General features: G+C 50.4%; 31 protein-coding genes and 3 pseudogenes. 24 read left to right on the top strand and 10 right to left on the bottom strand.

All coding sequences use genetic code 11. From position 1 onward, the window contains the following. The first annotated feature begins 41 nt into the window (after positions 1 to 41). Positions 42 to 323, top strand: coding sequence for a hypothetical protein (locus CHH28_RS17390; RefSeq protein ID WP_094061510.1), 282 nt, complete (start codon positions 42 to 44; stop codon positions 321 to 323). Here the strand turns inward: CHH28_RS17390 and CHH28_RS17385 are convergent. Further along, complete coding sequence (locus CHH28_RS17385) at positions 312 to 1,376, bottom strand: hypothetical protein (RefSeq protein WP_094061509.1); 1,065 nt, start codon at positions 1,374 to 1,376, stop codon at positions 312 to 314. The genes CHH28_RS17390 and CHH28_RS17385 overlap by 12 nt on opposite strands. A gap of 537 nt (positions 1,377 to 1,913) precedes the next feature. Continuing rightward, positions 1,914 to 2,105, bottom strand: coding sequence for a YodC family protein (locus CHH28_RS17380; protein WP_094061508.1), 192 nt, complete (start codon positions 2,103 to 2,105; stop codon positions 1,914 to 1,916). Between the two features lie 220 nt (positions 2,106 to 2,325). On the opposite strand from CHH28_RS17380, the gene CHH28_RS17375 reads away from it, so the two are divergent. From CHH28_RS17375 to CHH28_RS20690, 9 genes and pseudogenes are all read left to right on the top strand, one after another. Then, on the top strand, positions 2,326 to 2,652 hold the full coding sequence (locus tag CHH28_RS17375) for a DUF3060 domain-containing protein (RefSeq protein WP_094061507.1): 327 nt from the start codon (positions 2,326 to 2,328) through the stop codon (positions 2,650 to 2,652). Between the two features lie 109 nt (positions 2,653 to 2,761). Continuing rightward, positions 2,762 to 3,421 carry a hypothetical protein gene (locus CHH28_RS17370; protein ID WP_094061506.1) on the top strand — a complete coding sequence of 220 codons (660 nt, stop codon included), beginning with the start codon at positions 2,762 to 2,764 and terminating at the stop codon, positions 3,419 to 3,421. Positions 3,422 to 4,373: 952 nt separating this feature from the next. Beyond that, positions 4,374 to 4,724 (top strand): polymorphic toxin type 46 domain-containing protein, encoded by a 351-nt coding sequence (locus CHH28_RS17365; RefSeq protein WP_094061505.1) that lies wholly within the window; start codon positions 4,374 to 4,376, stop codon positions 4,722 to 4,724. Positions 4,725 to 4,866: 142 nt separating this feature from the next. After that, positions 4,867 to 5,250, top strand: coding sequence for a transposase (locus CHH28_RS20705; protein WP_094058567.1), 384 nt, complete (start codon positions 4,867 to 4,869; stop codon positions 5,248 to 5,250). Continuing rightward, positions 5,217 to 5,645 (top strand): annotated as a pseudogene (locus tag CHH28_RS17355) (IS5 family transposase); the annotation flags it as partial. The gene CHH28_RS20705 and the pseudogene CHH28_RS17355, both read left to right, overlap by 34 nt. Continuing rightward, positions 5,570 to 5,854 (top strand): polymorphic toxin type 46 domain-containing protein, encoded by a 285-nt coding sequence (locus CHH28_RS20700; RefSeq protein ID WP_094061504.1) that lies wholly within the window; start codon positions 5,570 to 5,572, stop codon positions 5,852 to 5,854. The pseudogene CHH28_RS17355 and the gene CHH28_RS20700, both read left to right, overlap by 76 nt. A gap of 92 nt (positions 5,855 to 5,946) precedes the next feature. Next, on the top strand, positions 5,947 to 6,147 hold the full coding sequence (locus CHH28_RS20695) for an immunity protein Tsi6 family protein (protein ID WP_420093154.1): 201 nt from the start codon (positions 5,947 to 5,949) through the stop codon (positions 6,145 to 6,147). Positions 6,148 to 6,541: 394 nt separating this feature from the next. Further along, positions 6,542 to 7,066 (top strand): hypothetical protein, encoded by a 525-nt coding sequence (locus CHH28_RS17345; RefSeq protein ID WP_157729984.1) that lies wholly within the window; start codon positions 6,542 to 6,544, stop codon positions 7,064 to 7,066. 136 nt (positions 7,067 to 7,202) lie between these two features. Further along, positions 7,203 to 7,286 (top strand): annotated as a pseudogene (locus CHH28_RS20690) (Type I secretion system protein TolC); the annotation flags it as partial. Positions 7,287 to 7,336: 50 nt separating this feature from the next. Here CHH28_RS20690 and CHH28_RS17340 read toward each other — a convergent pair. Beyond that, positions 7,337 to 8,412 (bottom strand): annotated as a pseudogene (locus tag CHH28_RS17340) (IS3 family transposase). 73 nt (positions 8,413 to 8,485) lie between these two features. On the opposite strand from CHH28_RS17340, the gene CHH28_RS20425 reads away from it, so the two are divergent. The 4 genes from CHH28_RS20425 (at position 8,486) to CHH28_RS19965 (ending at position 9,375) form a co-directional block, all read left to right on the top strand. Further along, a complete protein-coding gene (locus tag CHH28_RS20425; protein WP_269843671.1) occupies positions 8,486 to 8,617 on the top strand; it encodes a hypothetical protein in 132 nt (43 codons plus the stop codon). Further along, the gene (locus CHH28_RS17330; RefSeq protein WP_094061501.1) at positions 8,601 to 8,906 is read left to right on the top strand and encodes a hypothetical protein; all 306 of its coding nucleotides are present in this window, start codon (positions 8,601 to 8,603) and stop codon (positions 8,904 to 8,906) included. Before CHH28_RS20425 ends, CHH28_RS17330 begins: the two co-directional genes overlap by 17 nt. Positions 8,907 to 8,989: 83 nt before the next feature. Next, positions 8,990 to 9,178 carry a hypothetical protein gene (locus CHH28_RS17325; protein ID WP_094061500.1) on the top strand — a complete coding sequence of 63 codons (189 nt, stop codon included), beginning with the start codon at positions 8,990 to 8,992 and terminating at the stop codon, positions 9,176 to 9,178. Between the two features lie 23 nt (positions 9,179 to 9,201). Further along, a complete protein-coding gene (locus CHH28_RS19965) occupies positions 9,202 to 9,375 on the top strand; it encodes a hypothetical protein (RefSeq protein ID WP_157729983.1) in 174 nt (57 codons plus the stop codon). Between the two features lie 109 nt (positions 9,376 to 9,484). Here CHH28_RS19965 and CHH28_RS17320 read toward each other — a convergent pair whose 3' ends face one another. The 3 genes from CHH28_RS17320 to CHH28_RS17310 form a co-directional block, all read right to left on the bottom strand. Next, positions 9,485 to 9,763 (bottom strand): hypothetical protein, encoded by a 279-nt coding sequence (locus CHH28_RS17320; protein WP_094061499.1) that lies wholly within the window; start codon positions 9,761 to 9,763, stop codon positions 9,485 to 9,487. 164 nt (positions 9,764 to 9,927) lie between these two features. Further along, the gene (locus CHH28_RS17315; RefSeq protein ID WP_094061498.1) at positions 9,928 to 10,413 is read right to left on the bottom strand and encodes a hypothetical protein; all 486 of its coding nucleotides are present in this window, start codon (positions 10,411 to 10,413) and stop codon (positions 9,928 to 9,930) included. A 349-nt stretch (positions 10,414 to 10,762) separates the two neighbouring features. Next, positions 10,763 to 11,065, bottom strand: a complete 303-nt coding sequence (locus tag CHH28_RS17310; RefSeq protein WP_094061497.1) for a hypothetical protein — start codon at positions 11,063 to 11,065, stop codon at positions 10,763 to 10,765. A 351-nt stretch (positions 11,066 to 11,416) separates the two neighbouring features. Here CHH28_RS17310 and CHH28_RS17305 point away from each other — a divergent pair, with 351 nt between their 5' ends. The 5 genes from CHH28_RS17305 (at position 11,417) to CHH28_RS17285 (ending at position 14,995) form a co-directional block, all read left to right on the top strand. Beyond that, positions 11,417 to 11,749 carry a metalloregulator ArsR/SmtB family transcription factor gene (locus CHH28_RS17305; RefSeq protein WP_094061496.1) on the top strand — a complete coding sequence of 111 codons (333 nt, stop codon included), beginning with the start codon at positions 11,417 to 11,419 and terminating at the stop codon, positions 11,747 to 11,749. Then, complete coding sequence (locus CHH28_RS17300) at positions 11,739 to 12,227, top strand: arsenate reductase ArsC (protein WP_233243648.1); 489 nt, start codon at positions 11,739 to 11,741, stop codon at positions 12,225 to 12,227. The genes CHH28_RS17305 and CHH28_RS17300 overlap by 11 nt, the downstream gene beginning before the upstream one ends. After that, the gene (arsH, locus tag CHH28_RS17295; RefSeq protein ID WP_094061494.1) at positions 12,220 to 12,933 is read left to right on the top strand and encodes an arsenical resistance protein ArsH; all 714 of its coding nucleotides are present in this window, start codon (positions 12,220 to 12,222) and stop codon (positions 12,931 to 12,933) included. The genes CHH28_RS17300 and arsH overlap by 8 nt, the downstream gene beginning before the upstream one ends. A 211-nt stretch (positions 12,934 to 13,144) precedes the next feature. Then, positions 13,145 to 14,179, top strand: a complete 1,035-nt coding sequence (arsB, locus tag CHH28_RS17290; protein WP_094061493.1) for an ACR3 family arsenite efflux transporter — start codon at positions 13,145 to 13,147, stop codon at positions 14,177 to 14,179. 69 nt (positions 14,180 to 14,248) lie between these two features. Further along, entirely contained in the window at positions 14,249 to 14,995 is a 747-nt protein-coding gene (locus CHH28_RS17285; protein WP_233243647.1) for an SDR family NAD(P)-dependent oxidoreductase, read from the top strand. Here the strand turns inward: CHH28_RS17285 and folK are convergent. Further along, positions 14,968 to 15,363 (bottom strand): 2-amino-4-hydroxy-6-hydroxymethyldihydropteridine diphosphokinase, encoded by a 396-nt coding sequence (folK, locus tag CHH28_RS17280; RefSeq protein WP_094061492.1) that lies wholly within the window; start codon positions 15,361 to 15,363, stop codon positions 14,968 to 14,970. The two genes, CHH28_RS17285 and folK, sit on opposite strands and share 28 nt — an antisense overlap. A gap of 102 nt (positions 15,364 to 15,465) precedes the next feature. Between folK and CHH28_RS17275 the strand changes: the two genes are divergently transcribed. From CHH28_RS17275 to CHH28_RS17255, 5 genes are all read left to right on the top strand, one after another. Then, positions 15,466 to 16,311, top strand: a complete 846-nt coding sequence (locus tag CHH28_RS17275) for a DNA ligase (RefSeq protein ID WP_233243646.1) — start codon at positions 15,466 to 15,468, stop codon at positions 16,309 to 16,311. Positions 16,312 to 16,323: 12 nt separating this feature from the next. Further along, positions 16,324 to 18,021, top strand: a complete 1,698-nt coding sequence (gene recJ / locus CHH28_RS17270; protein ID WP_094061490.1) for a single-stranded-DNA-specific exonuclease RecJ — start codon at positions 16,324 to 16,326, stop codon at positions 18,019 to 18,021. A gap of 26 nt (positions 18,022 to 18,047) precedes the next feature. Continuing rightward, a complete protein-coding gene (locus CHH28_RS17265) occupies positions 18,048 to 18,473 on the top strand; it encodes a DUF4124 domain-containing protein (RefSeq protein ID WP_094061489.1) in 426 nt (141 codons plus the stop codon). A 75-nt stretch (positions 18,474 to 18,548) separates the two neighbouring features. Further along, positions 18,549 to 19,055, top strand: coding sequence for a TIGR03546 family protein (locus CHH28_RS17260; RefSeq protein WP_094061488.1), 507 nt, complete (start codon positions 18,549 to 18,551; stop codon positions 19,053 to 19,055). A 3-nt stretch (positions 19,056 to 19,058) separates the two neighbouring features. Beyond that, the gene (locus CHH28_RS17255) at positions 19,059 to 20,900 is read left to right on the top strand and encodes a TIGR03545 family protein (RefSeq protein WP_094061487.1); all 1,842 of its coding nucleotides are present in this window, start codon (positions 19,059 to 19,061) and stop codon (positions 20,898 to 20,900) included. A 345-nt stretch (positions 20,901 to 21,245) separates the two neighbouring features. Here CHH28_RS17255 and CHH28_RS17250 read toward each other — a convergent pair whose 3' ends face one another. The 3 genes from CHH28_RS17250 to CHH28_RS17240 all read right to left on the bottom strand — a co-directional run bounded on the left by CHH28_RS17250 (position 21,246) and on the right by CHH28_RS17240 (position 25,175). Further along, complete coding sequence (locus CHH28_RS17250) at positions 21,246 to 22,010, bottom strand: SDR family oxidoreductase (RefSeq protein WP_094062130.1); 765 nt, start codon at positions 22,008 to 22,010, stop codon at positions 21,246 to 21,248. A gap of 65 nt (positions 22,011 to 22,075) precedes the next feature. After that, complete coding sequence (locus CHH28_RS17245) at positions 22,076 to 24,895, bottom strand: insulinase family protein (RefSeq protein ID WP_094061486.1); 2,820 nt, start codon at positions 24,893 to 24,895, stop codon at positions 22,076 to 22,078. Between the two features lie 19 nt (positions 24,896 to 24,914). Then, positions 24,915 to 25,175 (bottom strand): hypothetical protein, encoded by a 261-nt coding sequence (locus CHH28_RS17240; RefSeq protein ID WP_094061485.1) that lies wholly within the window; start codon positions 25,173 to 25,175, stop codon positions 24,915 to 24,917. Between the last annotated feature and the right edge of the window lie 25 nt (positions 25,176 to 25,200).

The following is a 25,200-nucleotide window of genomic DNA, read 5'->3' as shown; positions in this document are numbered from 1 at the left end:
TAGGCAAATCTTCCCAATATGGGCAAATAGAAGTTGGTGATATGGAAAGGATTGTCGATAGGTTTGTGCTATTAGCGAATGTTGAAGACGTCAAAATGCCTTGGCTTCAAAAGCAAACGGGCATTAGTGCCGGGCGCTGGCATAAGGTAAAAACTGGGCAGAATGAAATGAGAGCATCTGATGTTGATGCTCTGGTTAAGGTCTGGCCTGAGTATGCTTATTGGCTGGTGACAGGGGAGGAGTTGCCAGAGAGTGGTCAAATCAGCCCAATGAGCAGGAACAAAAAAAACCGTTCGAGGCTTAAAGTCTATTTATCCACCTGATTTTATTGATTTGGCGATTCTAAGGATTTGATCTAAGCCATCAAACGTGTTAGGGATTTTTTCAGGGTTCGAGGCAATGCCACTAAAAATTACTGCCTCGAATTTCTCAAGTGCACTTTGATCATTCTCTTTCATATCTTTAGAGTTTTTAGCGTAATCTTGTATGAATTCGCAAAGTGTTGTTCTGAGAGATAGTTGCAGTATTTCGGCTTTTAGGGATTGATGGTTTGAAAGGACTATCCTAAAGAAATATATAAGTATTATTTCTATTGATATTAGTGGCAATGATCTCGAGAATATTTCTGTGTTTAGGTCCAATATGCTCTTTATGTCAAATGAAGTGTGAAGGAATCCAAGAGTTGGAGGTATTAGAACTAGGACCCCTAAGGCGATGAGGAAAGCTTTGGTTTTTGCTAAATCTTCTTTTTTTGATTCGTGAAGTGATTTGAACCCTTCTGTTAATTTTATAAAGTTTGTCTTTTCATGGGTTACTCTTGTTCTTGATTCAATGTTTTTAAGTTGTTCTTTAGTTTCTTTTAAGAACTTATTTGATTGGTCTATTGCTTCATCTGCTTCCGCTTTGAGGTCTGAGAAATTCAAGAATGACCTGTAATCATTTGACCTAACTATGTTTGTTAGGACTTTGGCCGGGAAATTTCTGATCGTTATTCTTAGTTCTTCAGATGTACTTTTCTCTACCTCTGTCTCGATTTGTTTTTGTGTTTCAATTAGTTCGTCGTCCGGGGTGATTTCTTTTATATTGTATTCGATTAGTGAGGTATATACTGACAGCTTTAAAAAATGTAGCGCGTCTTTTTCTCCATTGATGGCGCTTGATATTCCTTTGTTTAAATAACTCCCTTCGGATTTTGCAGAGATGGTGCAGTTTCTATTCCATGATTCTGTTTTTTCGTGCATGTGGAGTAGTATTTTTCTTAGGTTTCGATGCTCTCCTTTTGGGAATGTTGCTTCGACGTCTGATGGTGTTTTTCGTATTTCATGAACCAGCTTTCTTAAGTTTTCTTCAGTTGCTTGGCTGATTAGTATTCCCATTTTTATCCTCTTTAGCTTTTTTAGTTGGTTTTTGTGTCGGTGGTTGCTTTTTCTGGTGGGTGTGTTCGGCTGTGTGTCACGTTTTAGCCTTTGCTGAAGTCTAAGTCATGAACATTAAGAGCAAACCTTTCCAGGTTTTGGCTGCTGAGGCTTTTCGTCATCAGTACCTGAAGGAGCAGTAAGCACCTTGTAGGCGCTTAAACCGCTTGCGTTTAGATTCACTCTTGGCTCGGCGAGCCTTTTCCCGGTATTCATTGCACTCATCGCGAAAATGGCGATTGGCGGCCATCCGGCAGCGTCGATGCTTCCAATGGCTCTCGGGGTAGTTGGTGCAAACACTCACTACCTTGCCGTTGTCGATCTGGTGGTAGATGTGGGGTTCGAAGCATGAGGACTCGGTTCGACAGCCAGCGTAAGCTGTTCCCGCGATTAAGGTCAAAAGCAGGGCGATTACGCCTCTGATCATGGTGCTCATCCTTGTGCGACTGGTGTGCATCGCGCCAGTGCGGCGCTGTTGTGTGGTTTATTTATACACGGCTAAGCCGTGGCTGCACCAGTGGCTTTCTCGTGTTTTTCCAGGGTGACATCTTTGAAGATGTAGTTTTTAACGGTTGCTTGATCGAACCAGTAGCAGGCAATTTGACCATTACCCACCACGGCTTCGACCGTCATCAGCGGGCCTCCTGATTTGAGTTGGACCAAATCACCGGCTTTGAAACTGTCACTCATGCTGAAATTATTTCTCAAACTATTGGCTGATTGTTGTGCTAATTGTCAGCATATCGGCACGGTTCCATGCGGGCAACACAGCTGGGTCGTTGATGTTAGGTGGTGTAACACTCAGCGACGGGACTTGTCGTGGTGGAGCGGTGCTGTAAGAATGCAGGCCCTAACAGCCAAGCCAGTAGCGGCATGTGGCTAGGGATATTCAAGACAAGGAGAGGGAGCGATGTCTATCAAGAACGTTTTGTTCATTGGGGTGCTGGTCAGTGCTTTGGCTGGTTGCGGCGGAGGCGGCAGCAGCGACGGTGATATGGTGGGAACCAGAACAACCGGCGGCGCTGAAGAAATCATCATCGACACCAATGGGCAGCACACCCTACGACGGCCTCAACCTGAGTCAGTCGTCAAAATCACCGGCAGCAACAACTACGTGACCCTGAAGACAGTGCCTAAGTCGGTGATCATTACAGGCAACGATAACCACTTGAAGACACCGCATCGCACTAGCGTTCGGGACCGAGGGGATGGGAATCAGGTTGAGTACGAGAGCTGACAGCACTCACAGTGCTATTCGGGCTGTCGAGACTATGCGCGAGCATACGGCGAGGGCGTGCAAAAGCTTGCGGTGGTAACTTCCCGCTTAGAAGATGAAAGAGCATGTAATGCAATTAGATATTAACCAAACAATCTTAATCTTGGCTCCCATCATAGTAGGTGTTTTAGCGATGTTTATGCGCCTGCCAAGTGCTATAGACGCCATGCTCAAAGTGAGAGCATACAAAGGGACAAGAGAATCCGAGGCGTTGGCAAAACTATCAGCTCAATCACCAGACATCAGCTGCTACAAGGGCTTGTATCAGGAGGCTTTGCTCAAAGAGGTCTTTGGGAAGAATGCAGATGTCACTGATTCTGAGGTCATTGATAGGTTTGAAATGGATCTCGAAGCAGCAAAGCTGTATGTCGAAAAGAAGGATGAACTAAAGCTAGAGATGGTGGCTGGCGAATGGAGGTTCGTTCCTAACCACCTAGTTTTTCTTGGATTGAGATTTACTAGGTCTAAGGTTATGAAGCTGAGGGAGCTTATGGCTTACTTTGCTTTCTTCGCTATTTTGTTCGTATTGACGGTGTGGTTGAGTAGAGACGGTGCTGTTTTATTTGAAGTCATAGTTGCCATTATTTTTATGTGCGCATGTGTTTTTGCTGAGGTCAAAACCCTCTTGGCTCTTGTGGATCTGATTGAAACTAGGAGCTCTAAATCGGTAGCTGATGACTTGAATGGCCGTCTAAGGCATAAGGACAAATCTACCATTACAGCAAGCTAGTGCTTCAGAATGCATCAATCCTGATGGGAATATCCAGTAGTCCAAAGCCCATGGAATCGCTCAAAATTGAGCCGATTTGAGCAGTTTTGACAAGCTTTTTAGATGGGTAAAGTCTAATAAAATCAATGGGTTAGGTGATGATGGCTGCGATTTTGACATGGTAGAGGTCCCCAGTTCAAATCTGGGTAGTCCTACCAAGAATTCCTTACAAAACAGGCACTTACAGGTGCCTGTTTTTGTTTCTGAAATGCCGTAAGAAAAAATACGAAAATCCTAAGAATATCCAGTAGCTTCACAAGCTCAAATCCGCAGCACACTCTGTCCACTGTTGATGCTGATCTGTGTACGCTTCCGTCATCTTCTGAGTTGTGTGACCCATCAACAGATTAACGTATTCTTTGTTGTAGCCCTGCTGTGAATAAAGCGCGTCATTTAGTCTATCGGCGGTGTCGGTCGAACACTCCTCCGAATATTCCTCCAGATGCCGTCTGTTGTTGAAGAGCTTTACTTTGAGCAGCTTCCATCACTGCGGGGTTGCCACTGGTGCTCGACAATGAGCAAATTGAAACGAACCCGGCCAGTATTTGAACTGGTATGACGCTTAATAAGGTGATGCACCTGTTACCAATCTAGATTGGGAGGATACGCTAGCAGTTCAGGTTCGTGCGCTTTATAACCAGCAAAACGAACTATCGGCGCTAGAGCAGTTCGACAACTTCTTGCTAGAGCGGCAGCTATTGCCAACTTACTCTGCTCGAGATGGGGCTGGTCTCTTCGAGACAGGCGTGAATAGCGCTTATAACTTGGTTGCAACTGGGTTGAATACAGCAGTACTGCCCACCATATTGTTAGGTGAGGGAGCTGAGGCGATGGGATTGCTGCCAATGATGCGCGGTGCATTAACCAGTCTGCCTTACGCTGCGCGTGCCACGTCAACCATGGCGGGGCGTGAATGGCGGCGAGCTCGGCAGTGAAAGGGTCAAGTCAGACTCTTGGTACGCTGAGCGATGTCACGCCAGTGGCTTGTAATGAGGACTTTAAAGTTGGGCAACTGGATGGGTATTTTGGTGGTGTGGTTCCAAACAGTAGCGTTGATGCTACGGCGGCTCGTCGTGTATGTTTGAATGAGAAGTATGGTCGAACTGGCGATCTGAATTCCGACAATAATGTTAGAGGAAGACAGGACGCTGCCTTCAACTTCTACAAGTCGCAGGGCTTTGATGAAGTAGATATTTCATCTCAATTGTCTGGGATCGATTTCACACAGCCAGTGGATATCGTAACTATCAATAGTGGTAAGTAGCTGTTCCAATTCCAGACGCGAGGTGCTCCTCAGGGGAGTTGTTATTCCTTGAGTGCAGCTACCTTGCCTATATAGTTAGAAGCTGTTTCATAACCTTCAGTCCGATATAATAATCAAAACTATCAGCTTCAACTCCTCCACCATGAAACGTTCAACCTCAGAACTGACCGACCAACAGTGGGCACACATTGAGCCTTGTTTACCCAGCCTGCCTCGTGGCAAAGGGGGTCCCAAACCTATCAGCAATCGAGCCTGTTTCGAGGGCATTTTATGGGTCTTACGTTCAGGTGCGCGCTGGCGTGATCTACCCGAGCGCTATCCTTCACCGAGTACCTGCTGGCGCCGCCTTCAGTACTGGGAAGAGCAAGGTGCATGGGTCAAAGCCTGGCGTAAGCTTCTTCGCGTTCTGGATCAACAGTCGCGGTTAAATTGGGAAGAATCGTTTTCTGATGGTAGTTTTGCACCCGCAAAAAAAGGGGCCTCGGTGTTGGAAAAACCAAGCGTGGTAAGGGGTCGAAGTGGATGATAGTCGTCGATGGCGAAGGCATTCCAATCGGGCTGACACTTGGCTCAGCGTCACCGGCGGAGGTCAATCTGATTGAGGCTTTGTTAAATGTTTCCTATGGCAAGAGCAAGGTGAAGCGTTTGATTTACGATAAAGCGGCAGACTCTGATCCTCTGCGAATGGCGTTAAAGAAACGGGGCGTTGATCTCATTTGTCCACATCGTCGAAACAGGAGAAAAGCGCCGCTGCAAGATGGTAGAAAGCTGAGAAGGTACGACCGTCGCTGGAAAGTAGAGCGCACTTTTGCTTGGCTTGGAAATTATCGGCGATTAGTGGTTCGATGGGAAAGAAAGCTCTCAATGTATCGAGCCTTCTTTCACGCCGCCTGCATGATGATCGTGCTAAAGAAGTTGTGAAACAGCTTCTAGGGGTAAATTCAGATGGATTTAATCGTGCTCTACAGGTTGTTGAATCTAAGATACAAGCCCCATATCGAACTACTCAAAAAGTTGATGTACTTAAGAGTAGGGTATTAACTGTTGAAGATGCTTGGTCTGTCAAAGGAAAAAGTTACTTAATGGCTGGTGGGAGGTGTCAGCTTTTTTTCTCAGAAACCACTTTTTGAGATTGGTGATTAAATGAGTGTAAAAATAGATAAAGTTGAGACAGTAAAAAAATTAATTAGTGGCCGTTTAAGGGCGGCTCCTGATTTTGTGATTGTTCCAATCAATAGGTGCCCAGTTAGATTTTCTTTTGTCGGTCCTGCAAGATACTAACTCTGACAGGAATAAATTAAAGGAGATAAACGTAGGCACATATGCAGTTCATGAGTTCGAGGAATCAGATCCAGATCTGGCTCAAGAATTAGAGAAAGTGCAATCTATTGTTTACAAGATGACTGGTGGGGTAATTAGATAAGTACTTGTAAAGAACTAACACTCACATGCAACTATATGGATACCCACCCCAAGCTGTCACGCTAGTGGCAGCTCGATTTGCAGCGGCTAGGTGATCTCAGTTTCTGCAGAGCCGGAGTGCCATGTTCGATTGGCTATCCTCTGACGTCTTTAAGCCGGTAAGGGGCTCAGCGGCGAGTGTGGCAGATCAAACGAGACCGTCATTCTATTTGGGGGAGGCTGACTCTAAATCTAAAGCTTGCCTACGATTGTGTTATGGCGTCAGAAGTATAGTGTTTGGGTCGTATGTGACTGCGTTACAGTCCACGTCATCGCTTTGTTGGGTGCAAATCAAATACGTTTCTGTAGAATCCGAGTTCTTTGATTTTTCTTTTTGATGCACGTTCGGGGGGAGTGTGTTTTATTCACATGATGACTACTTTGAGCTAGATGGTGAGGAGTGGAGCTGCTTTCCTAAAACCAGGAAGCACCCAGAGGCTAGGATGAAGGTTAAGCCTGGCTGTAAGGATGCACTGGCTAGGGATGTTCTTGGTATCGATAAGGCTCCTGTCGCTGCTGTCCCGATTATGGCGTTTTCGTTCCAGTTGCACCCAGTTGCGCCATTTGCTTTTTTGTTGCTGTTTTTGGTTCTTCTGTTTTTTCTTCGTCGAAAGTCTGAGATTAGAAACTGCTACTATGTTGCTTATTCGATTTTTAATGACAATGGGCTCTTAGATCATGCGGCAGCGCTCTCATTGGAGGAGGTGGTTGGGATTAGAAAATCTTTTTTTGTGTGTTTATTCTTTTCTGTTTTCTTTGGAGGAGTAATTTATCTTAAATTTGGTTTCTCTTGGGAGTTAATCTTTCCTGGGGTAATGTTGCTGGGAGCGATTTTCTCGTTGTTTCTTCTTGTTGTTAGGTTTGTGAGAAACAACGATTAGACGGACGATAAACTAGTCTGACCCCCCCCCTAAACTAGACGCAACTAGACGGACACCCACCCTAAGCTGTCACGCTCGTGGTATCCCTCTCCGCAGAGGCTAGGCTGATTTAAGCTGCTGCACGGCTATGCCCTAGCCCAGAAAACATCAGGTCTCCCTCGACGCCACGCCGTATTATCATTGCGTATCACGCTGTGTGCGGCGTGCTTTTCTCTGCGGTACAGCTCATTTGGTAATCTCCCCTTTTTTAACTGACGCTAAAAGTAGAAGTTAGGCTGCCATCAAAGGTGGCTTGCCTCCATTGGCCTTGTGTGGCCGTTTGTGATTGTTAAACCACAGCCAGTTCGTTGCATACTCCTGAACTTCCTCAATCGATTCAAACAGGTGCTTGCTGACCCAGCTGTAACGCATTATGCGGTTATGACGCTCGATATAGGCATTTTGCTGAGGCTTTCCAGGTTGAATGTATTCAATTCGAATACCATGCAGCCTGGCCCACTTAACAAACTCAGTACTGATAAATTCCGGCCCATTGTCACAGCGTATGGCAGCGGGGTTCGGCCTCCATTCCAGTAGCTGATTCAGTGCTCGAATAACCCTGGGGGCTGGCAACGAAAAATCCGCTTCGGTGCACAGTGCTTCACGCCGATAGTCGTCGATGACATTAAATAGTCGATAGTGACGACCATCCGCTAATTGGTCGTGCATAAAGTCCATTGACCAAATTTGGTTGGGCCTGATGGGCTCTTTCAGTGGCTCGGGCACCTGTCGCTTTAATCGACGCCGGGGCTTAATACGTAAATTCAATGCTTGCTCACAATAGATCCGATAAACACGTTTGTGGTTCCATGGATGCCCCTCGACGTTGCGTAAGTAGTCAAAGCAAAGCCCAAAACCCCAGTCGCTTTCTGCATCAGTTAGCTTTATAAGTCGGTGGGCGATGTCAGCGTTTTCGTCACTGAGTTTGGGCTGATAGCGGTAACAGGTTTCGCTCACGGCGAATATCCGACAGGCCAGACGAATGCTGATCTTGCGCTCAACGACAGATTGTTGAGCCAGCATACGCCGCGCCTGGGGCTTCACCACTTTTTTGCCATGGCTTCCTGAATGATCTCAGCTTTGAGGCGCTCTTAGGCGTACATTTTCTTGAGGCGTCGGTTTTCTTCCTCAAGCTCCTTCATACGTGCCATGAGGGAGGCATCCATGCCACCGTATTTGGCTCGCCATTTGTAAAATTTCGCGCTGCTCATGCCGTGTTCACGGCAAAGTTCCGGTACGGGTGTGCCGGCCTCGGCTTGCTTAAGGATCGCCATGATCTGGCTGTCTGTGTAGCGTGATTTTTTTATGCAGAATCTCCTGCGCTTAGGTTACGAGAAAATTCTACTTTTGGCTGCTGTTATTTTTCGGGGGGATTACCATTTGAGCGGCCAGTGCTACGAGCATCGCCGAGGCTGGCTGGAAGATAAGCTGCTGTCTTTGCCACAAGTATTTGCCGTTGACGTGGCAGCCTACGCCATTATGAGCAACTATTATCATGCCGTTTTCTATTGATGCTGAGCATGCGAGCCATTGGAGCGATCCCGAGGTGATCGAGCGCTGGCACACACTGTTTTGCGCTAATATTCTGTCTCAACGGTTTTTGAGCGGCGATGCCATGGGAGTCGCAGAGCAAAACCGGCTGCAGATTTATGTCGAAGAATGGCGCTCACGCTTGTCCAGCATCAGCTGGTTTATGCGAGTACTAAATGAAGCCATTGCACGAGAAGCCAACCAAGAAGATCGGTTTTTTGGTCGGTTATCACGTCGCTCACTCTTGAAGTCTAGGTTGCAAGCTTCATAGCCGTGTCAATATTTCCCGAATATTGATGGGAATGACAGTTTAAGTTCCAGGCACTGCTGGATGACGCTGCACTGGCTGCACGCATGGCTTATGCCGATTTGAAACCAGTGAGAAAAAATATGTCTTTCAGACCAGAAGTATCGGCGCATACGCCGGTTAAACGCCGGATTAAGAAAGCCAAAACACGCAAGCAGCCAAGCTATCCCAATCAACAGGCTAAAGCTTATTGTTTTGTTGGCAATCCTCTGCAAGGTGCCCTGCCAAGTATTTGATGAAAAAAACGGGTTTTCTATAATTGATCGATTGGACAGGGCGCATTGTTCGCCATGATAAATATGGCGCTATTGCTCCGATTGCCGATACCATTCTTGATCGTTTAGGAGTCGACAGTGCTCAATGGATATCCATGGCCTGGATTCTTGATGAAAGCGGGACTTTTCTTATCGATAAATACTTACATGGTTTATAACAACCTTTTTCAAACTAGACAGTTTTCTGGCCTAAGATGTAGATATCTTCAACGCTCTCATAGAATAATTATCAGGAGCAGCTCGTGCTGCTCCTATATGGGGATGGTGTTAAGCGAAATTAAAGTGCGTGCAGACTTTTCTGAAAAGGCTACGTTTGGAGTCGTCGGTTTTGCAGCGCCGTGACAATAGGTAAATTTCGATTGATTGGATATCCGCTTTGGCAGTTATCTTTAGCTCGTCGGCCATTTGCTGCAAGAATGCAATCATTTCTTGACCGGCATTTTTATTGATCTTGTCCGGGTCATTTTCTGGCGGGTTATTGTTTTTTGATTTGCCAGTGTCCCAGGTGTAGTGCTCGGCATAGAGCATTTGTGGAGTTATTTGCATCGCCGTTGCCCTTCCTTATAGCGTATGGCGGCTTGGCCAGAGTCTGATCAAGCATAGGTTTTCACAGTTGGTTGATCATCGTACACCAGGGCCGCGCTGCAGGTATATGGCTGATTCGACGCTGGGATCGCATCTCATGAGTCTGCTGCAGCGCAGGTCGTGGCTCAGCCCATGCCAGGTGCTACCCAGGGCTTGTCTGGTCTGACCAGGGGGCGTTCCACGGTTTGGCCGTAGACTGCGAGGTGATAGGTACGCATCGGTGTCTGGTCTGAGGGCTCGATAATGTCGATTCGTGAGCTGCCAAGAAATTGGTGCCTAGGGTCGGATCTGAATAGAAAGCCTATGCGAAAGTCGGCCGTTAACTGCTGCGGGTTAATACTAAAGTCTAATGCCAATATGGTTTTGGGGTTGAGCGCATTGCAAATGCTGTAGTGAACGAAGCCAGTCACGGGTTTGGTCTGCTTGCCGAACAGTTCAAATTCAACAGTCAAACTGTCTGACGGCGCTATTTGTTCCGCGAACGGTCGCGGTGTTGCGGCTGTGTCTGGGCTGGTAACAAGCAGCTCGCTGGTGGGAGGTAAGTGGCTGGTGACGTAAGTCCAAGGATAACTGGTGTAGTTATTCAAGGTGGCGCGGATGGTTTTGGTCATGTTACTTCCCGGCGCTGTGTCGCGCGATGTTCAATTCACTGACCGTTGCCGGCTCCGCAATAGAATAGAAATCGTCTGATCGTTGCTCTTGTGGAGCAAAGACGAAGGGAGTGGCTGCGGTCCTTGGCTGTAAACAGTTTAATCGCTGACAAGCAGGTAGGCTAATTTTCAGCTAAAAATCAGCTTTTTCTACTGAAATTGGATGTTTATCATCGTCATTTATGGACACGAGGTGATGTATGGTTCTGCGTTATTGTGCCGACGCTCGAACTTATTTGAAGTTTTCTTGGGTTAAACGCAAATCAATCTTGGCATGCAGATGGTGGCAGCCACGGCATAAATCACCGGGCTACGTATATGGCTGCTCGATCTCGTCGAAAAAAGATTCTGGCCATAGCGTTACTGAGGTTGGCCCATTCTTATTGCAAATAACGCCTGCTGCTAAGGCTTTAGTTGTGGGCAAATATTCACTTCCTTGTTGTTGCAAATAACCACGATGAAATAAATGGTTTTTCATCGTCTCACAGCTCATGCCTTGATGCTGTGCCAGTTCGTCCAGTGTTAGCAAGTGCAGATTGTTTGCACTTTCTGTGGGAGAGTGCTCAAGCATTTTTTTACGCTGACGGCTGAGATAAGACAGTACGCCAATCATAGTGAGAGCGCCCTTACGATGCTTTTGTACTGGCTATCGATTGGTTTTTGTTGTGAGTTTGGGCTTGGCATTATGTGTCCCTTTGCTGCGGCGTACGCTCCTGTACCTTTCATGAAAATGATAGGGAGATACTACTGTTAATAATATCAGAATAATGACTGGTATTGCCGTGCCATGCCGTCGTTAGGTTACACGGTGTAACTTCTTACAGAAGCGCCGCCGACTAACGAGACCATCAAAATGCCAGCTGTAGGAAGCCGGAGCAGTGGGCTTAGAGCAGCGAGGTGGGGTGGCTCTTGGTTGACATCTGAAATTTCATATATATGATTTTTCGCATATGAAGGAGGTGTGATGTCCCCACTGATTGTTTACAAATGCCTGGCCGATGACACGCGGCTGAAGTCATTGTTGCTGATCAGCGACTACGACGAGCTGTGTGTGTGCGATTTGCAAAGCGCGTTGGCGCTGGCGCAACCCAAGGTGTCGCGCCATTTAAGCGAGTTACGCCGCTGTCAGCTGGTGACAGATGAGCGACGTGGTAAGTGGGTGTACTACCGCTTACACCCTAAGTTGCCTGCCTGGGTCACTCAAGTACTGACGACGACGCGCGAACACAGCGTCGACTATTTAAAACAGTGTCGCGAGCGGATGACGGTAACGCAGGAGGAGTGTTGTGAGCGCTAAGATGAAGTTGTTGTATATCTGTACCCACAATCGTTGTCGCAGCATTTTATCCGAAGCGATTACGGCAGATTTGGCGGCGGATGTGATCGACGTGCGCAGCGCTGGCAGCGAACCTGCCGGTCAGGTGCATCCATCCACTTTGCAAGCATTGCAGCGAGCGGGTATCGACCACCGCAGTTGGCGCAGTGAGTCTTTGCAGGCACATCAAACATTTGCTCCCGATGTGGTGATCACGGTGTGTGATCATGCGGCAGCCGAAGCTTGCCCGGTATGGTTAGGAAATGCCCTGCGTTTGCACTGGGGGCTGCCTGATCCGTCTAAATTACAGCTGGATGAGGTCAATACCCAAGCCGCGTTTGATCAGGTTATTGCTGAAATTCGCCAGCGTGTAATGCGCTTGCGTGACATTGCTCAATTGCCACCGCAGCAGTGGTCTGATGCGTTACATCAACTAGTCGAAGAACACCCACATGCCTGATATCGGTTTGCCCAACATTGATACTGAACAGTTTCAGCGCCCCTCTATAGAAGCACTGCAACGTCCGCATTCTTCTCATCCGCCGCGTATTTTGCTGCTTTATGGCTCATTGCGGGAGCGCTCTTACAGTCGCTTTCTGGTAGAAGAAAGTGCGCGTTTGTTAGCGCAAATGGGAGCGGAAGTAAAAATCTACAACCCTTCAGGGCTGCCGTTGCCAGATGCCACCGACGTGGATCACCCGAAAGTGGCAGAGCTGCGTGATTTGGTCAGCTGGAGTGAAGGGCAAGTTTGGTGCTCGCCAGAGCGCCATGGCGCGATGACGGCGGTAATGAAAGCGCAAATCGACTGGATACCTTTATCGCTCGGAGCCGTGCGCCCGACGCAAGGGAAAACCTTAGCGGTGATGCAAGTGTGCGGCGGCTCGCAGTCCTTTAACGTGGTGAATCAGCTGCGTGTGTTGGGCCGGTGGATGCGTATGATCACGATCCCTAATCAGTCGGCAGTGGCGAAAGCGTTTAATGAGTTTGATGAGCATGGGCGCATGAAACCGTCGGGCTATTATTTGCGCGTGGTCGACGTGATGGAAGAGCTAATTAAGTTTACCCTGATGACGCGTGACGTTAGCGACTATCTGGTGGATCGTTATTCTGAGCGGGTGGAGTCGGCAGAAGCTCTGATGCAGCGCGTGAATCAATCGTCTCTGTGATTTATTGCTGTCAGATGTTTTTAAACTGTGCGCCAATTGGGTGTTATCTACAGTCAGCTATTTGCTGCAGTGCATGGTGTCTGCGTTGCATGGCAGTTTGCGTTAAATGACAGTTTCTATTGAGTCACTGTCTGAAGAAATTGGCAATCCACATCAATAACTGGGTTGGCGTAGGTGCCAGTATTTATTGCTGAATCACTCTGGAATTTCTATGGGTATTTTTGAACGTTATTTGTCGTTGTGGGTCGCGCTGGCGATGGCGCTGGGCGTTGTATTGGGCAGCGTTTTTCCCTCGTTGTTCTCAGTGCTGGCCGATTTTCAGTATGCGCAGGTCAACTTGCTGGTGGCCATACTGATTTGGTGCATGATTTATCCAATGATGGTGCAAATCGACTTTCGAGCGTTGGCCCATGTCTCCAAACAGCCGCAAGGACTGCTGTTAACCGTTGTTGTGAATTGGTTGATTAAGCCTTTCAGCATGGCCTTTCTCGGCTGGTTATTTTTTAAAGTGGTGTTTGCCGGCTGGGTTGATCCGCAAACCGCAGAAGAGTACATCGCCGGTATGATTTTATTGGGCGTCGCACCCTGTACCGCCATGGTGTTTGTATGGAGTCAACTAACCCGAGGAGATGCCAACTATACCCTGCTGCAGGTGTCGCTCAACGATGTCATCATGATATTTGCCTTTGCGCCTTTGGCTGGGTTGCTATTAGGCCTGACGGATGTGGTGGTGCCCTGGCAAACGCTGCTGCTGTCGGTACTGCTCTACGTGCTTATTCCACTGATAGCGGGCGTATTGACGCGCTATCTGTGCGCCCAGGATGAGCAGAAAATTCAGCGTTTGGAAACGCGGTTAAAACCCTGGTCTGTGGTCAGCTTATTGCTGACGGTATTGCTACTGTTTGGCTTTCAGGCCAACACCTTGCTGGCCCAGCCTTTGGTCATTGCCATGATCACCGTGCCGTTATTGCTGCAGACCTACGGTATCTTTGTATTGGCTTATGCTGGAGCATATTGGCTAAAACTGCCGCATCGAATTGCCGCACCGGCCTGTTTAATTGGTACCTCTAACTTCTTTGAGCTGGCCGTAGCCGTCGCCATTGCTGTTTTTGGTCTGCATTCAGGAGCTGCGCTGGCTACCGTGGTTGGCGTGTTGGTGGAAGTACCTGTGATGCTGTCGTTAGTGGCGGTGGCCAATCGGACCCGGCACTGGTTTCCAGGCAGCACGACAGCAATAAAACCTTAAAAAACTTTGCTTGGTGGTCAGCGCGCGGCTGGCTACCATGTGGCACTCAGGTTTAAACAGGGTGCTGATATGGCAACGAGTAAGGCAGAAGGCCTTGAAAAAGGCATAGCAAAAACAATTGTGATTACTGGCGCCGGCCGGCGCATGGGCAAGCAGTTGGCGGAGCATTTTCTCGCCCAAGGCTGGCAGGTGATTGCACATTACAATACCCGCTCAGAGCTTGAGTCTCACCCGCAGTTGACGCAGTTGCAGGCCGATTTGTCTGACCCAGATGCCATTGCACAGTTATCGCAACAGTTGCAATCGCTGGGGCCGATCCACGCTTTTATTCACAACGCCAGTTGCTTTCAGCCCGACGCAGCGGCAGAAGACAGCGTCGAGCATTTTCAACGCCATTTTAATGTGCATGTGCTGGCACCGAGTGAACTCACCGGTTCACTAACCTGGGCAGAGGGTGCGGCCATGGTAAATATCAGCGATATTTATGCCGATATTCCCAACCAACGTTTTGCTGTTTATTGTGCTTCCAAAGCCGCACTGCAGAACTGGTCATTGAGCATGGCGCAACGCTGGGCAGGTAAAGTGCGAGTGAATGTGATTCAGCCTGGGCCCATTCAGTTTTTGCCAGAGCACGACGAAGCCTACCGCCAAAAAGTACTGTCGCAATCACTGATCAAGCAAGAGCTGGGGTACCAAAGTGTGATTGATAGTGCCGATTTTCTGATTTCGAACCCCTCATTAACCGGCACTGTGATGCGAGTGGATGGCGGTCGTTTCGTGACGAATCGCTACGAGCAAACCTTTTCCAACCACTGACGCTGCACCTGTTGGTAATAATCGTCTTCTAATGGCAGTTGCCGGCAGTGCTCGATGCTGTCGGCACGGCCCAAAATATCAATGTCGATGGTGCGGTCTTTATGCTTGCGTGCTGGGTTTTTCGGCTCGCGGCCTAATTGCACTTCAATCCGCTGCAGTTTTTGCTTGAGCAGAGTTGGCGGCAGCTCACAGCGCAGGATCACCAGTTGATTGCAAAACGTGCCGGAAAAATTGTCGCCCTCAGCCTGAGTTTCAAGCACCGCAGACTGCTCTAATAACGGCCCTAATTCAGCCAGCGGCTGCTGTACCTGCTGCAAATGACGGTGTGGGTCGATATTGCTACCGAGCCCCAATAAATAAAACGACATCAACGCTTTTCATCCCTATGACTGATATCTGCCCGCCAGCAGTGGCGAGGCAGTACAGCCATTGTTTGAGTAATGAGGTGCTTAGGTCAAGGAGGGCTGCACATGGATAGTCTCGCCATTGTGTTATTGCTGCTGGCACTGTGCGGTCTTAGTGCACCGCTGTGGGCGGCAAAATCTCCACCGCCAGTGATGCTGGCCAAACTCTATCAACCTGGTGTTGCTTTGCAGCACTATTTGGTCAGCGAAAAACTCGACGGCGTGCGTGCCTACTGGGATGGCCGCCAGCTACGCACGCGCGGTGGCTATTCGATCGCTGCCCCGCGCTGGTTTACTGCACCATTGCCCGAGCACGCGCTGGATGGCGAGCTGTGGCTGGGCTATGGCCGCTTTGCAGAAATGAGCGGCCTGGTGCGACGCCATCAAGTAGATGAGCAGGCGTGGCGTGATGTGCGTTTTATGCTGTTCGATATGCCAGAGATGAACGCCGGATTTGAGCAGCGACTGTGGGTGCTAACGACCTGGACTGAGCAAATGCGCCGTTCATGGTTGCAGGTGGTGCCCCATCATCGGGTGACGGGCGAGGCGGAATTGCAGCAGCGGTTAAAAGCGGTGGTGGCGTCAGGCGGTGAAGGTTTGATGCTGCGTCGCGCCGATGCCAGCTACCAGGCACAGCGCTCCGATGCCATGTTAAAACTGAAACTCGATCAAGACGATGAAGCCAAGGTGGTCGCACATGTGCCTGGCAATGGTAAATACCACGGCATGCTCGGCGCGCTGTTGGTAGAGACCGACGACGGTCGGCGATTTCGTATTGGCACCGGCTTTAGTGATGAAGAACGTCGCAACCCACCACCACTGGGTAGCCGCATTACTTTTGAATACAATGGCGACACAGTCACCGGTTTGCCACGTTTTGCTCGCTTCGTGCGCGTGCGGCCGCCAGAATAATTGTGGTTCGATATGCACATAGTTCGACGTTCAGCCAGTGCTGAACGATTGCCTAATTTACACCCTGTATTTGCCCGTGTGTTGAGTGCGCGGGGCGTTCAAAGCGCCGACGAGTTGGAAAATCGTCTGGCGCAGTTATTACCGCCAGACTCGCTCAAAGACATTGAAACCGCCGTCGATTGTTTATTGCCCGTGGTGACGGAGCAGCAGTCCTTGTTGGTGGTGGGGGATTTTGATGTCGATGGTGCGACCAGCACGGCACTGGCGCTGCGCGCGTTTCGTGCTTTTGGCGCTCAGCATGTAAGTTATCTGGTTCCCAATCGATTCGAACACGGGTATGGCCTGTCACCTGAGCTGGTGTTTTTAGCGCAAGAGCAGCGCCCGGATGTCTTGCTGACCGTCGACAATGGCATTGCCGCAGTGGACGGTGTGGCCGCTGCCAAAGCGCTGGGCATCAAGGTGGTTGTGACCGACCATCATTTGGCAGCGGAGCAACTGCCAGACGCCGATGCCATTGTGAACCCCAATCAACCAGGCTGTGAGTTTGCCAGCAAAGCGGCCTGTGGCTGCGCGGTGCTGTTTTACGTGTTGATGGCGCTGCGCAAGCGTTTGCAGGCGCAGGGCTGGCCGAACGATGTCAATTTGGCACAGTGGCTGGATCTAGTAGCACTGGCCACCGTCGCCGATGTGGTGCCGCTGGATCGCAATAATCGCATTCTGGTAGAGCAGGGGCTGCGCCGCATTCGTCGTGGCCACGTGCAGCCGGGTATTAAGGCATTGCTGGAGGTGGCGGGCCGACAACCGCAGCGCTTAGCCTCGGCCGATCTTGGTTTTGTGTTGGGGCCGCGTATTAATGCGGCGGGCCGATTGGACGACATCTCGTTGGGCATTGAATGCTTGCTCTCCGACGACGCCGCCACTGCTCGGTCGTTAGCGCAGCAATTAGACGAGATGAACCGCAGCCGTCGTGACATTGAACAGGGCATGCAACAAGAAGCCGAGCGCTATTTGGCTGCTATTGATACCGAGTCCCAGTCGCTGCCAGCGGGTGTGTGTTTGTATCAAAGCGACTGGCATCAGGGAGTGATTGGTATTTTGGCGTCGCGCATTAAAGAGCGCGCTCATCGCCCGGTGATTATCCTCGCCGATGACGATTCCGGGGTATTAAAGGGCTCAGCACGTTCGTTACCTGGGCTGCACATGAGGGATTTGCTCGATGAGTTGGACAAACGCTGGCCAGGGCTGCTGATTAAGTTTGGCGGCCATGCCATGGCGGCTGGCATGACGATAAAACGCGCGGGGCTCGAAACGTTTCAACAAGCTTTTGTTCAGTTATGTAGCGAGCACTTAACAGAGGAAGACTTGCAGCGCGTCTGGCAATCCGATGGCGAACTCTCCGCGGCGGATTTCACCCTTGAGCTGGCGCAGCAGCTGCGCTGGGGCATGCCATGGGGGCAGTCATTTGCCGAGCCGATCTTTGATGGTGAATTCAATGTGGTGCAGCAGCGGGTGGTGGGAGAAAAACACTTAAAGTTGGTACTGGCCGGTGATAACAGCCAGCAGCTGTTGGACGCCATTTGGTTTAATGGCGATCTGACGCTGCAGCCGTTGCAAGGACGCGTCAAAGCCGTGTTCTCGTTGGATGTGAATGAGTGGCAAGGGCGGCGCCAATTGCAGCTGCTGGTGCGGCATCTGCAACCACTGGGTTAGAACAACGAATCAGCAAGGAGGCTGATATGAAGCGACTCACGATCTGTTTGTGGGCTATTTCCGTCAGTGCGGTGGCGGACATATACCGTTGGACTGACGACACTGGCAAAGTCCATTTTAGTGATCAACCGCCACCGCAGCTATCAACCAGCACTCAGCGGCCGTCCGCATCCGAGCCGCCGGAAATACAGCGCATTCAGCAGCAAAATGGCAATTTCTACATGCCGCGCGTTCCCGCGGCGTTGCCCAAATCGTCGACCTCGCTTAAACCTGCGAAAAAACGCAAACGCGCAAGTCGCCAAACGGTGAGCTGGAGTGACAATCAATGTCGCACTGCTAAGTTGCGTGAACGCAGTTGGGCGCTGAAAAAAAGCCAAGGAGATTTACAAACGGTGCGGCTGCGGCGCGAAAAACTTCGCCAGCTCAGGCAAAAAATCCGCCAGCGCTGCTGAGCACCGTTATCGTCTTCCGCCCAGCGGCAATCTGTACTATGGTGGCTACGCCGTTTTAGTCTGGACCTGAGTGTTATGCTTAATCTTCTGGCACAAATTCTTAAAGCCCTGAATTCCGAGTCGGCGCCGGGGCAGATTGCTCTGGCCGTGGCTTTTGCTTTTTGGGTGGCATTGACGCCAATGTGGACCGTCAACAATTTACTCATTCTGACCATTGTGTTGCTGCTGCGGGTAAATTTAAGCGCGTTTTTTGCAGCCCTAGCGGGCTTTTCATTACTGGCGCTGTTGTTGGATCCGTTATCGGATCGCTTAGGGGCAGCGCTGTTGCAGATGTCATCGTTGCAAGGCGTATGGACCAGCTTGTATCAGCAAGGTATCTGGCGTGTGCTGCAGTTTAACAACACGCTGATGCTGGGTGGCACCACCATTGCGCTGCTGGCTTTTTTACCTCTGTCGCTGCTGACGCGTATGTTGGTGGTGCAGTACCGGGCGCGCTGGCTGGCATGGATTCGCAAACTCAAAATAGTACAAGCGCTGAAGGCAAGTAAGTTCTATCAGTGGTATCAGTCGGCGGTGGGCTAAGAGATGAAACAATGGATTCGTTGGTGGGGTTTGGTTGCGGTAGTGTCTGTGGTGGCGATGGTGGTAGCCATTGTTATGGTGCTCGCTGGCCCTACGGTGAAAAGCGCCATAGAAACACTGGGTACCAAGGCCAATGGCGCGTTGGTTGAAGTTGACTCTGTCAGTGTCAGTGTCAGTCCGCTGGGGTTGGATATTCGTGGCATTGCAGTGACCGATCGCCGGCATCCAATGGAAAATGCGATTGAAATTGGTCGCGTTCGGGTTGATGTGGCGTTGCTGCCATTGTTGGCTGGTCAAATCATTATTGATGATGCGCATTTGAGCGACGTCGCATTTGATACCGAGCGTCGTGTATCTGGGGCCTTGCCAGCATCAGAGGCTGGCCCGTCTGACAGTGATGCGGAGAAAGCCGGTGAGGCGGAGTCGCCGATGATGGTGGCGCAGTTACCGTCACTGGACGATATTCTGCAGCGCCAAGCATTGGCCACCGATCAAGCGGGCCGAGCCTTGCGGGATGTGGTGGCGACACGCAGACCAGACATCGAGCAACGTTTGGAGGCGTTACCTAACGATGCCCAATTAAAGCAATACGAGCAGCAGGTCGAGGCATTGCTGCAAGGTGAGATTAAGTCGCTGCAGGACTTTAAGCAGAAAAAAGCGCAGCTGGAGCAGCTAAAACAACGTCTGCGCTCTGATCGTGATGCTGTCATCGCCGTTCGCGATACGATAAAAATCAGTCGTGATGAATTGACTCAGTCGCTGCAAGCTCTACGTAGCGCACCAGCGGCTGATTTGGCCATGTTAAAAGAACAGTACTCCCTCGATGGTCAGGGTGCGATTAATATCAGCCGCTTATTGTGGGGAAATGAAGTCGCGCAGTGGTCGGCGGATGCGCTCTATTGGTACAACAAAATACGTCCATTTTTACCGCCGCTGGAAGATTTGCCTTCCAGCTCAGACACAGCGACAGAGACCACAGTTCCGCCACCGCGTTTAATCGGTCAAACAGTACACTTTCCGACAGCCGACCCGTGGCCGGATTTTTTAATTCGCCGACTGTCACTGACAGCGAACCTACAGCCTGGGCGCATTGAAATTAGCGCCCAGGGTCTAACGCACCAGCCGCAGGTCATGCCACAACCGATGCGGGTGAATTTTGCCTTGCAGGAATTTCCCACAGTGGAGCAATTAACGACAGATTTGGTGTTGGATCACCGCCGTCAGCCGACGCAAGACACACTGACGCTAACGGCTCGACAATGGTCTTTACCGCCATGGGCATTGGGCTCACAGCTCACCTTGGCATCGGCCAGCGTTGATGTAGACGCATTGGCGATGGTGAAAAACCGCAGTTTAAGCGTGCAAACCGAAGCGCAGTTCCGCCAAGCGCAGTTTGTTGGCGAGGCCAATAGTCGCGCCAGCGAGGAAGTTTTGGCGGTATTGCAGCAAGTAGCGGAGTTCTCCATGGACGCTGGTGTCTCCGGCAGCCTCTCACAGCCGCAAGTGCAGTTAGGGTCGGATTTGGATCAACGCTTACAGGCGGCTCTGGGTGCTCGGTTAAAACAACAGCAAGAAAAATTGCAGCAGCGTTTTAACCGTTATTTGAACGAGCAGATCAGTCGCTACACCGACGGTATGGCGGAAGAAATCGATTTCTTTAACCAGCAGGATGCCGAGCTGGCCGACGCCAGTGAACAGTTGCAGCAGTTGGCGCAGAAGCAATTGGATGACTACGTCGAACAACAGCGCCAGCAGGCAGAAAGCAAGCTGCAGGAAAAAGCCGATAAGAAAAGTGATGAGCTAAAACGCAAAGCGGAAGACAAACTCAAATCACTGTTTAATTAATTTACGATCCTCAGCTGGCCCTGGGCCAGCTGGTTCTGCCTCACTCAGCCTGTTGAATCAGACTTTAGACAAGGCGTAAGGCACCTGTAGGCTTAATGAACGTGTTTCAGCTCTTCATACTATGCGCGCTTTTCGCTGCTCATTACTTATTAAATAAGCGATTGATGTGTTTGCAGAAAAGCGATGCCAAGCACACTTCTTTCGATACGCTGCTCACGAAACGCAATGCCGCTTTTGCTGAAAAATCTGTGTTGCTCATCCTTTAACATGTTAAACATCCCTCTTTGCGTCTTGATGAGGGGTGTCAAGCTCATAACAGCGTGATCGAAATAGTGTTTACAGGCCCTAGCGTTGCAGCCAGTGAATAATCTGTCGAGTAAACACAGACGGCAAACCCTCACTGAGCCAGTACGCCAGTGTAAACTTCCAACCAACAGGCCGGTGTGTTTGCGCGTGGTGTAATTGTCGCATGATGGCGTCGGCCACGTCGTCTGCGGTTAATTCAACCCCCAGTTTATCCAGCACCGCCGCACCGCTTTGCTGTTGGGACAACATGTCGGTGGCCACAAAAGGCGGCATGATGTCAGTAACGCGAATGCCATCGCGCTTCAGTTCATGCATGAGTGCTTCAGTGAGTCCACGGATGGCAAATTTACTGGCGCTGTAAACGGCCAATTCTGGAATGCCGGATACCGCAGAAGCCGAGCTCATATTAATAATCAGTGGCTGCTGGCCGCGCTTTAAAAATGGCAGAGCTGCCTGGCACGCGTTAATCGTGCCCATCACATTGACGTCGAGGATTTGCTGATGACGAGCGCTACTGATGTCTTCAAAGCGACCTAGGGTTAAAATGCCGGCGCTGTTAAGCAACAAATCGAGCCGCCCATCTTGGCGTTGGCAAAAACCCTGAACAGCATCGCTCAGCGCCTGTGCATCGCAGACATCGACGGCATGGCATTCGTCCTGTTGATGGCGCTCATGGCTGTAATGCTGCTGCAGAAGGCTTTGATTGTGGTCCAGCAACGCCAAACGATAGCCTTGTGCGTTAAGGCGTTTGGCGGTCGCTAAACCAATGCCTGATGCTGCACCTGTGATGACCGCTGTGTTCATGGTGACACCCATAAAAAACCCTCACTGTTATCTAACAGTGAGGGTTTGTCACGGTGCGTGCGAGTCTAAAACGTGCGTTGCTTGGCGCGATCTACCTCTGACAACGTTTGCCAGCCATCGATGTCGCCGCCTTGGCTGAATAATAAACGCGCCTGTGATGATGGGTTCGGCTGTGAGAAATGCTGTTGATACAGAGCGACGATGTCGTCCTTGCTGATGTCATTGACCAATTTGGCGATGGCGCTGTTGGTATCGAACGTTTGCCGCCCAATCGACAGCTCGGACCAATGGCGGGCAGCTTTTTCACTCATGTTTTTCGGAGCTTGCAACAAGCGGGTGGTCAGGCCCTGTTGATGATTCACAAATTCTTCAGCCGACATATCCGCCAGTGTGGTGGCGAACTGACGCAGGAATATTTCGCTGTGCTCAACCAGTTGCTCAGGCGCGGTGTCGGGTGATTGCACCACAAAAATCAGTCCAGGTACGGTCTGCTGCGGGTAGGGCGCTGCTGCGACAACATAGCCCAGCTGCTGCTCGGTGCGCATGTATTGATAGTACGGCGCACGCAGAATTTGCCCCAGCAGGGCATAGCGAGCACGAGTGGCATCGCTGGTATCGTCCCCTTGAACATAGAGGGTGATGGCGTTGTCTGGGTGATCCAAATTCAGGTTTTTCTGCCAAGAGCCGTTTGGAATATGCAGCACGTCACGCAGGCCAATGCTGGTATGGTTGGCCGGTAAATACTGCTCGACCAAGGCGGCGATGGTTTCTGCACGCGCCTGATCAACGCCGCCATGGACGAAGATGCGGCTGTACAGTTGTTGCGCAAACGTGTCACTAAACGCACGCAGGTCATCTGCGCTGATATCGGGCAATGCTGCCAGTAATTGTTGCTCGTTAAATGACGGGCGATACAACCATTGACGCAGCTCGGCCAATGTCAGTTCAAACGGTTTGTTTTTCAGTCGGTTCTGCAATGAACGCTGCAGTGAGGCTTTGTAGCGTTCAAACGCGGCATCATCGACTTGCAGCTGCGTCATGGTTTGCAGAATTTGCTCCAATAACGCAGGCTGTTTATCACTGTAGCCACCGATTAACAGACGTAACCCTTGGTCGTTAGCGCTCAGGTCATAACTTAAACCGGCCAAGTGCGCTGGGTAGCTGAAGGTGTTCAGTGCTTCGTTGACGCTGCGCGCATACAGATGCGCCAACAGTCGCTGGCGTTCACTGTCGCGCGCTGATGCCAGTTCAAATTGCGCATAGATACGCGACTTCGGCTGTTTAAAGTCCTGCTCTGGGTAGAACCACACTTCGCGCTGTGGCGAGGCCAGAATTTGGGCTGGAACTTCCAGCGTTTGCTCGGCACTGGGTTCTAAATCCTCGGCAATAAAGGGGTTGGCGACAGGCAAGTGCAAACCAGCAAGGTCTTGTGGCTTAACGGAAGGCTGGCCAACGTTGCTCGGGCGAATGCGCATGGCAGTGCCATACAGTGGGTCTTGCATGTCGGTTTCAACGCTTGGAGCAATTAGGGTGCGCAGCATGTTGTTGGCATCGAGTGCATCGATAAATGGCTGCAATTGCGTTTGACTGATCACGTCCCAGCGGAAGCTGCCGTAAATGCTGTCTTCAGCCGCGAAGCGCAACAAGTTGCCGCTCAAGCTGACGACATAATCTGATAGGCGGCTTTGCTCTTGAAAGCGAAACGCCATCTCTCCGAGTTGATGCTGTTCATCGAGCAAATACTGAGGCAGCGGTTCGGCTTTAATCAGCTCGATGTAGTGCATCAAAACGGCGGTGATTTCTTCGGTATGAGCAAGGCCTGCGCGTGTCAGCTGGATCTGCACCACCATGGCCGCGTCATGCTCTGTGTCCAGCGATTGGCCTGCGCTCAGCCCTTCGGCCCAGCCTTGCTGTTTTAAATACGCCAATAACGACCCTTCACCTTCGTGGCCGATTAAATTAGACAATACTTGAATCGGTTTGAACTGATACAAAGGCGCCGATGCCGGCATCGGGAAGGTAAACTGCAAACGACGCAGCTCTTTGACCGGCTGAATGTTCATATCCAGAGGCAATTGACCGTCCACAAACAGTGATGGTGGCTGTGGTCTCGGGGCGGTATTGTGCTTGGGTATTGCGCTGAACTTATCAACGGCCCACTGTTGGAGTTGATCCAGCGAATAATGGCCAGCCAACACCAGTGTCATGCGATCCGCTGAGTAGTGCTGCTGGTAAAACTCCAATAAATCCTCACGAATGGTGCTGTCAGGACGGTCGGCTAGGGTATCCAAGTTGCCGGTTGAAAACGAAGCATAGGGGTGCCCCGGGTTCATGGCTTGCTTTTGAGCTGAAAAAATACGGCGGAAATCGTCTTTTAATTTTGATTTAAATTCCGCATGAACGGCATTTTTTTCACGCTCCACATACTGCTCATCAAAGCGCGGCGAGATGAAAAACGGTGCAAAGCGATCCAGCGCATCTTCCAGTGCGCTGTTGTCGAGCTCAAAAAAATAGGTGGTTTGCTGATGGGCGGTAAAGGCGTTGTGATGGCCGCCGTTACGACTGATAAAGGCCTGATACTCTCCGGCATCTGGGTAGGGGTCTGTGCCCAAAAACAGCATGTGCTCGAGAAAATGCGCCAGCCCTGCACGATCAGCCGGATCATCGCCACTGCCAACGTCGACGGACACCGCTGCGGCGGCCTTATCTGCTTCTGAAGTCGCGATCAGCAGTACTTTTAAGCCGTTGTCGAGCTCTAGGTAGCGATAATCATTGGGGTCAGACGGGCTCACCACGAGGGTGTCGGTATCAAGTTGTCGGTACATAGAAAAGGCAATGGCGGCGAAAACAATGAGCAAAAAAGTCCAGTAGCGGGGCGAGAACATGCCGGCTCCTTACTGCCAATCAGTGGGCGGTGTTATTCGGGGTGGCAATCGCTTGTGCGTCCGCCAGGCTGTGCTGTTTCGGGTCCAACTCACGAATCTGTTGCAGGCGCTGGCGATACAGCTCCAATTCTTCAGCCAGCAAGCCTAACTGTGATTGAAACGCTTCATCGATGGCGTCATACAAGCCGCTGATGCGATCGTCGGCTTCACCGGCAGTTGTTTCACGTAGGGTTTTCAGACAGGCAAGAGCGATCTGATGATAAGCTTGATCTTTATTCACTGGCGTACTCCAAAAAGAATACGCC

It is taken from the genome of Bacterioplanes sanyensis (genome assembly GCF_002237535.1).
In the GTDB taxonomy this organism is placed as follows: Bacteria; Pseudomonadota; Gammaproteobacteria; order Pseudomonadales; family Oceanobacteraceae; genus Bacterioplanes; species Bacterioplanes sanyensis_A.
The sequence above is the reverse complement of the archived record's forward strand: the minus strand, read 5'-3'. Positions and strand labels throughout refer to the sequence as shown.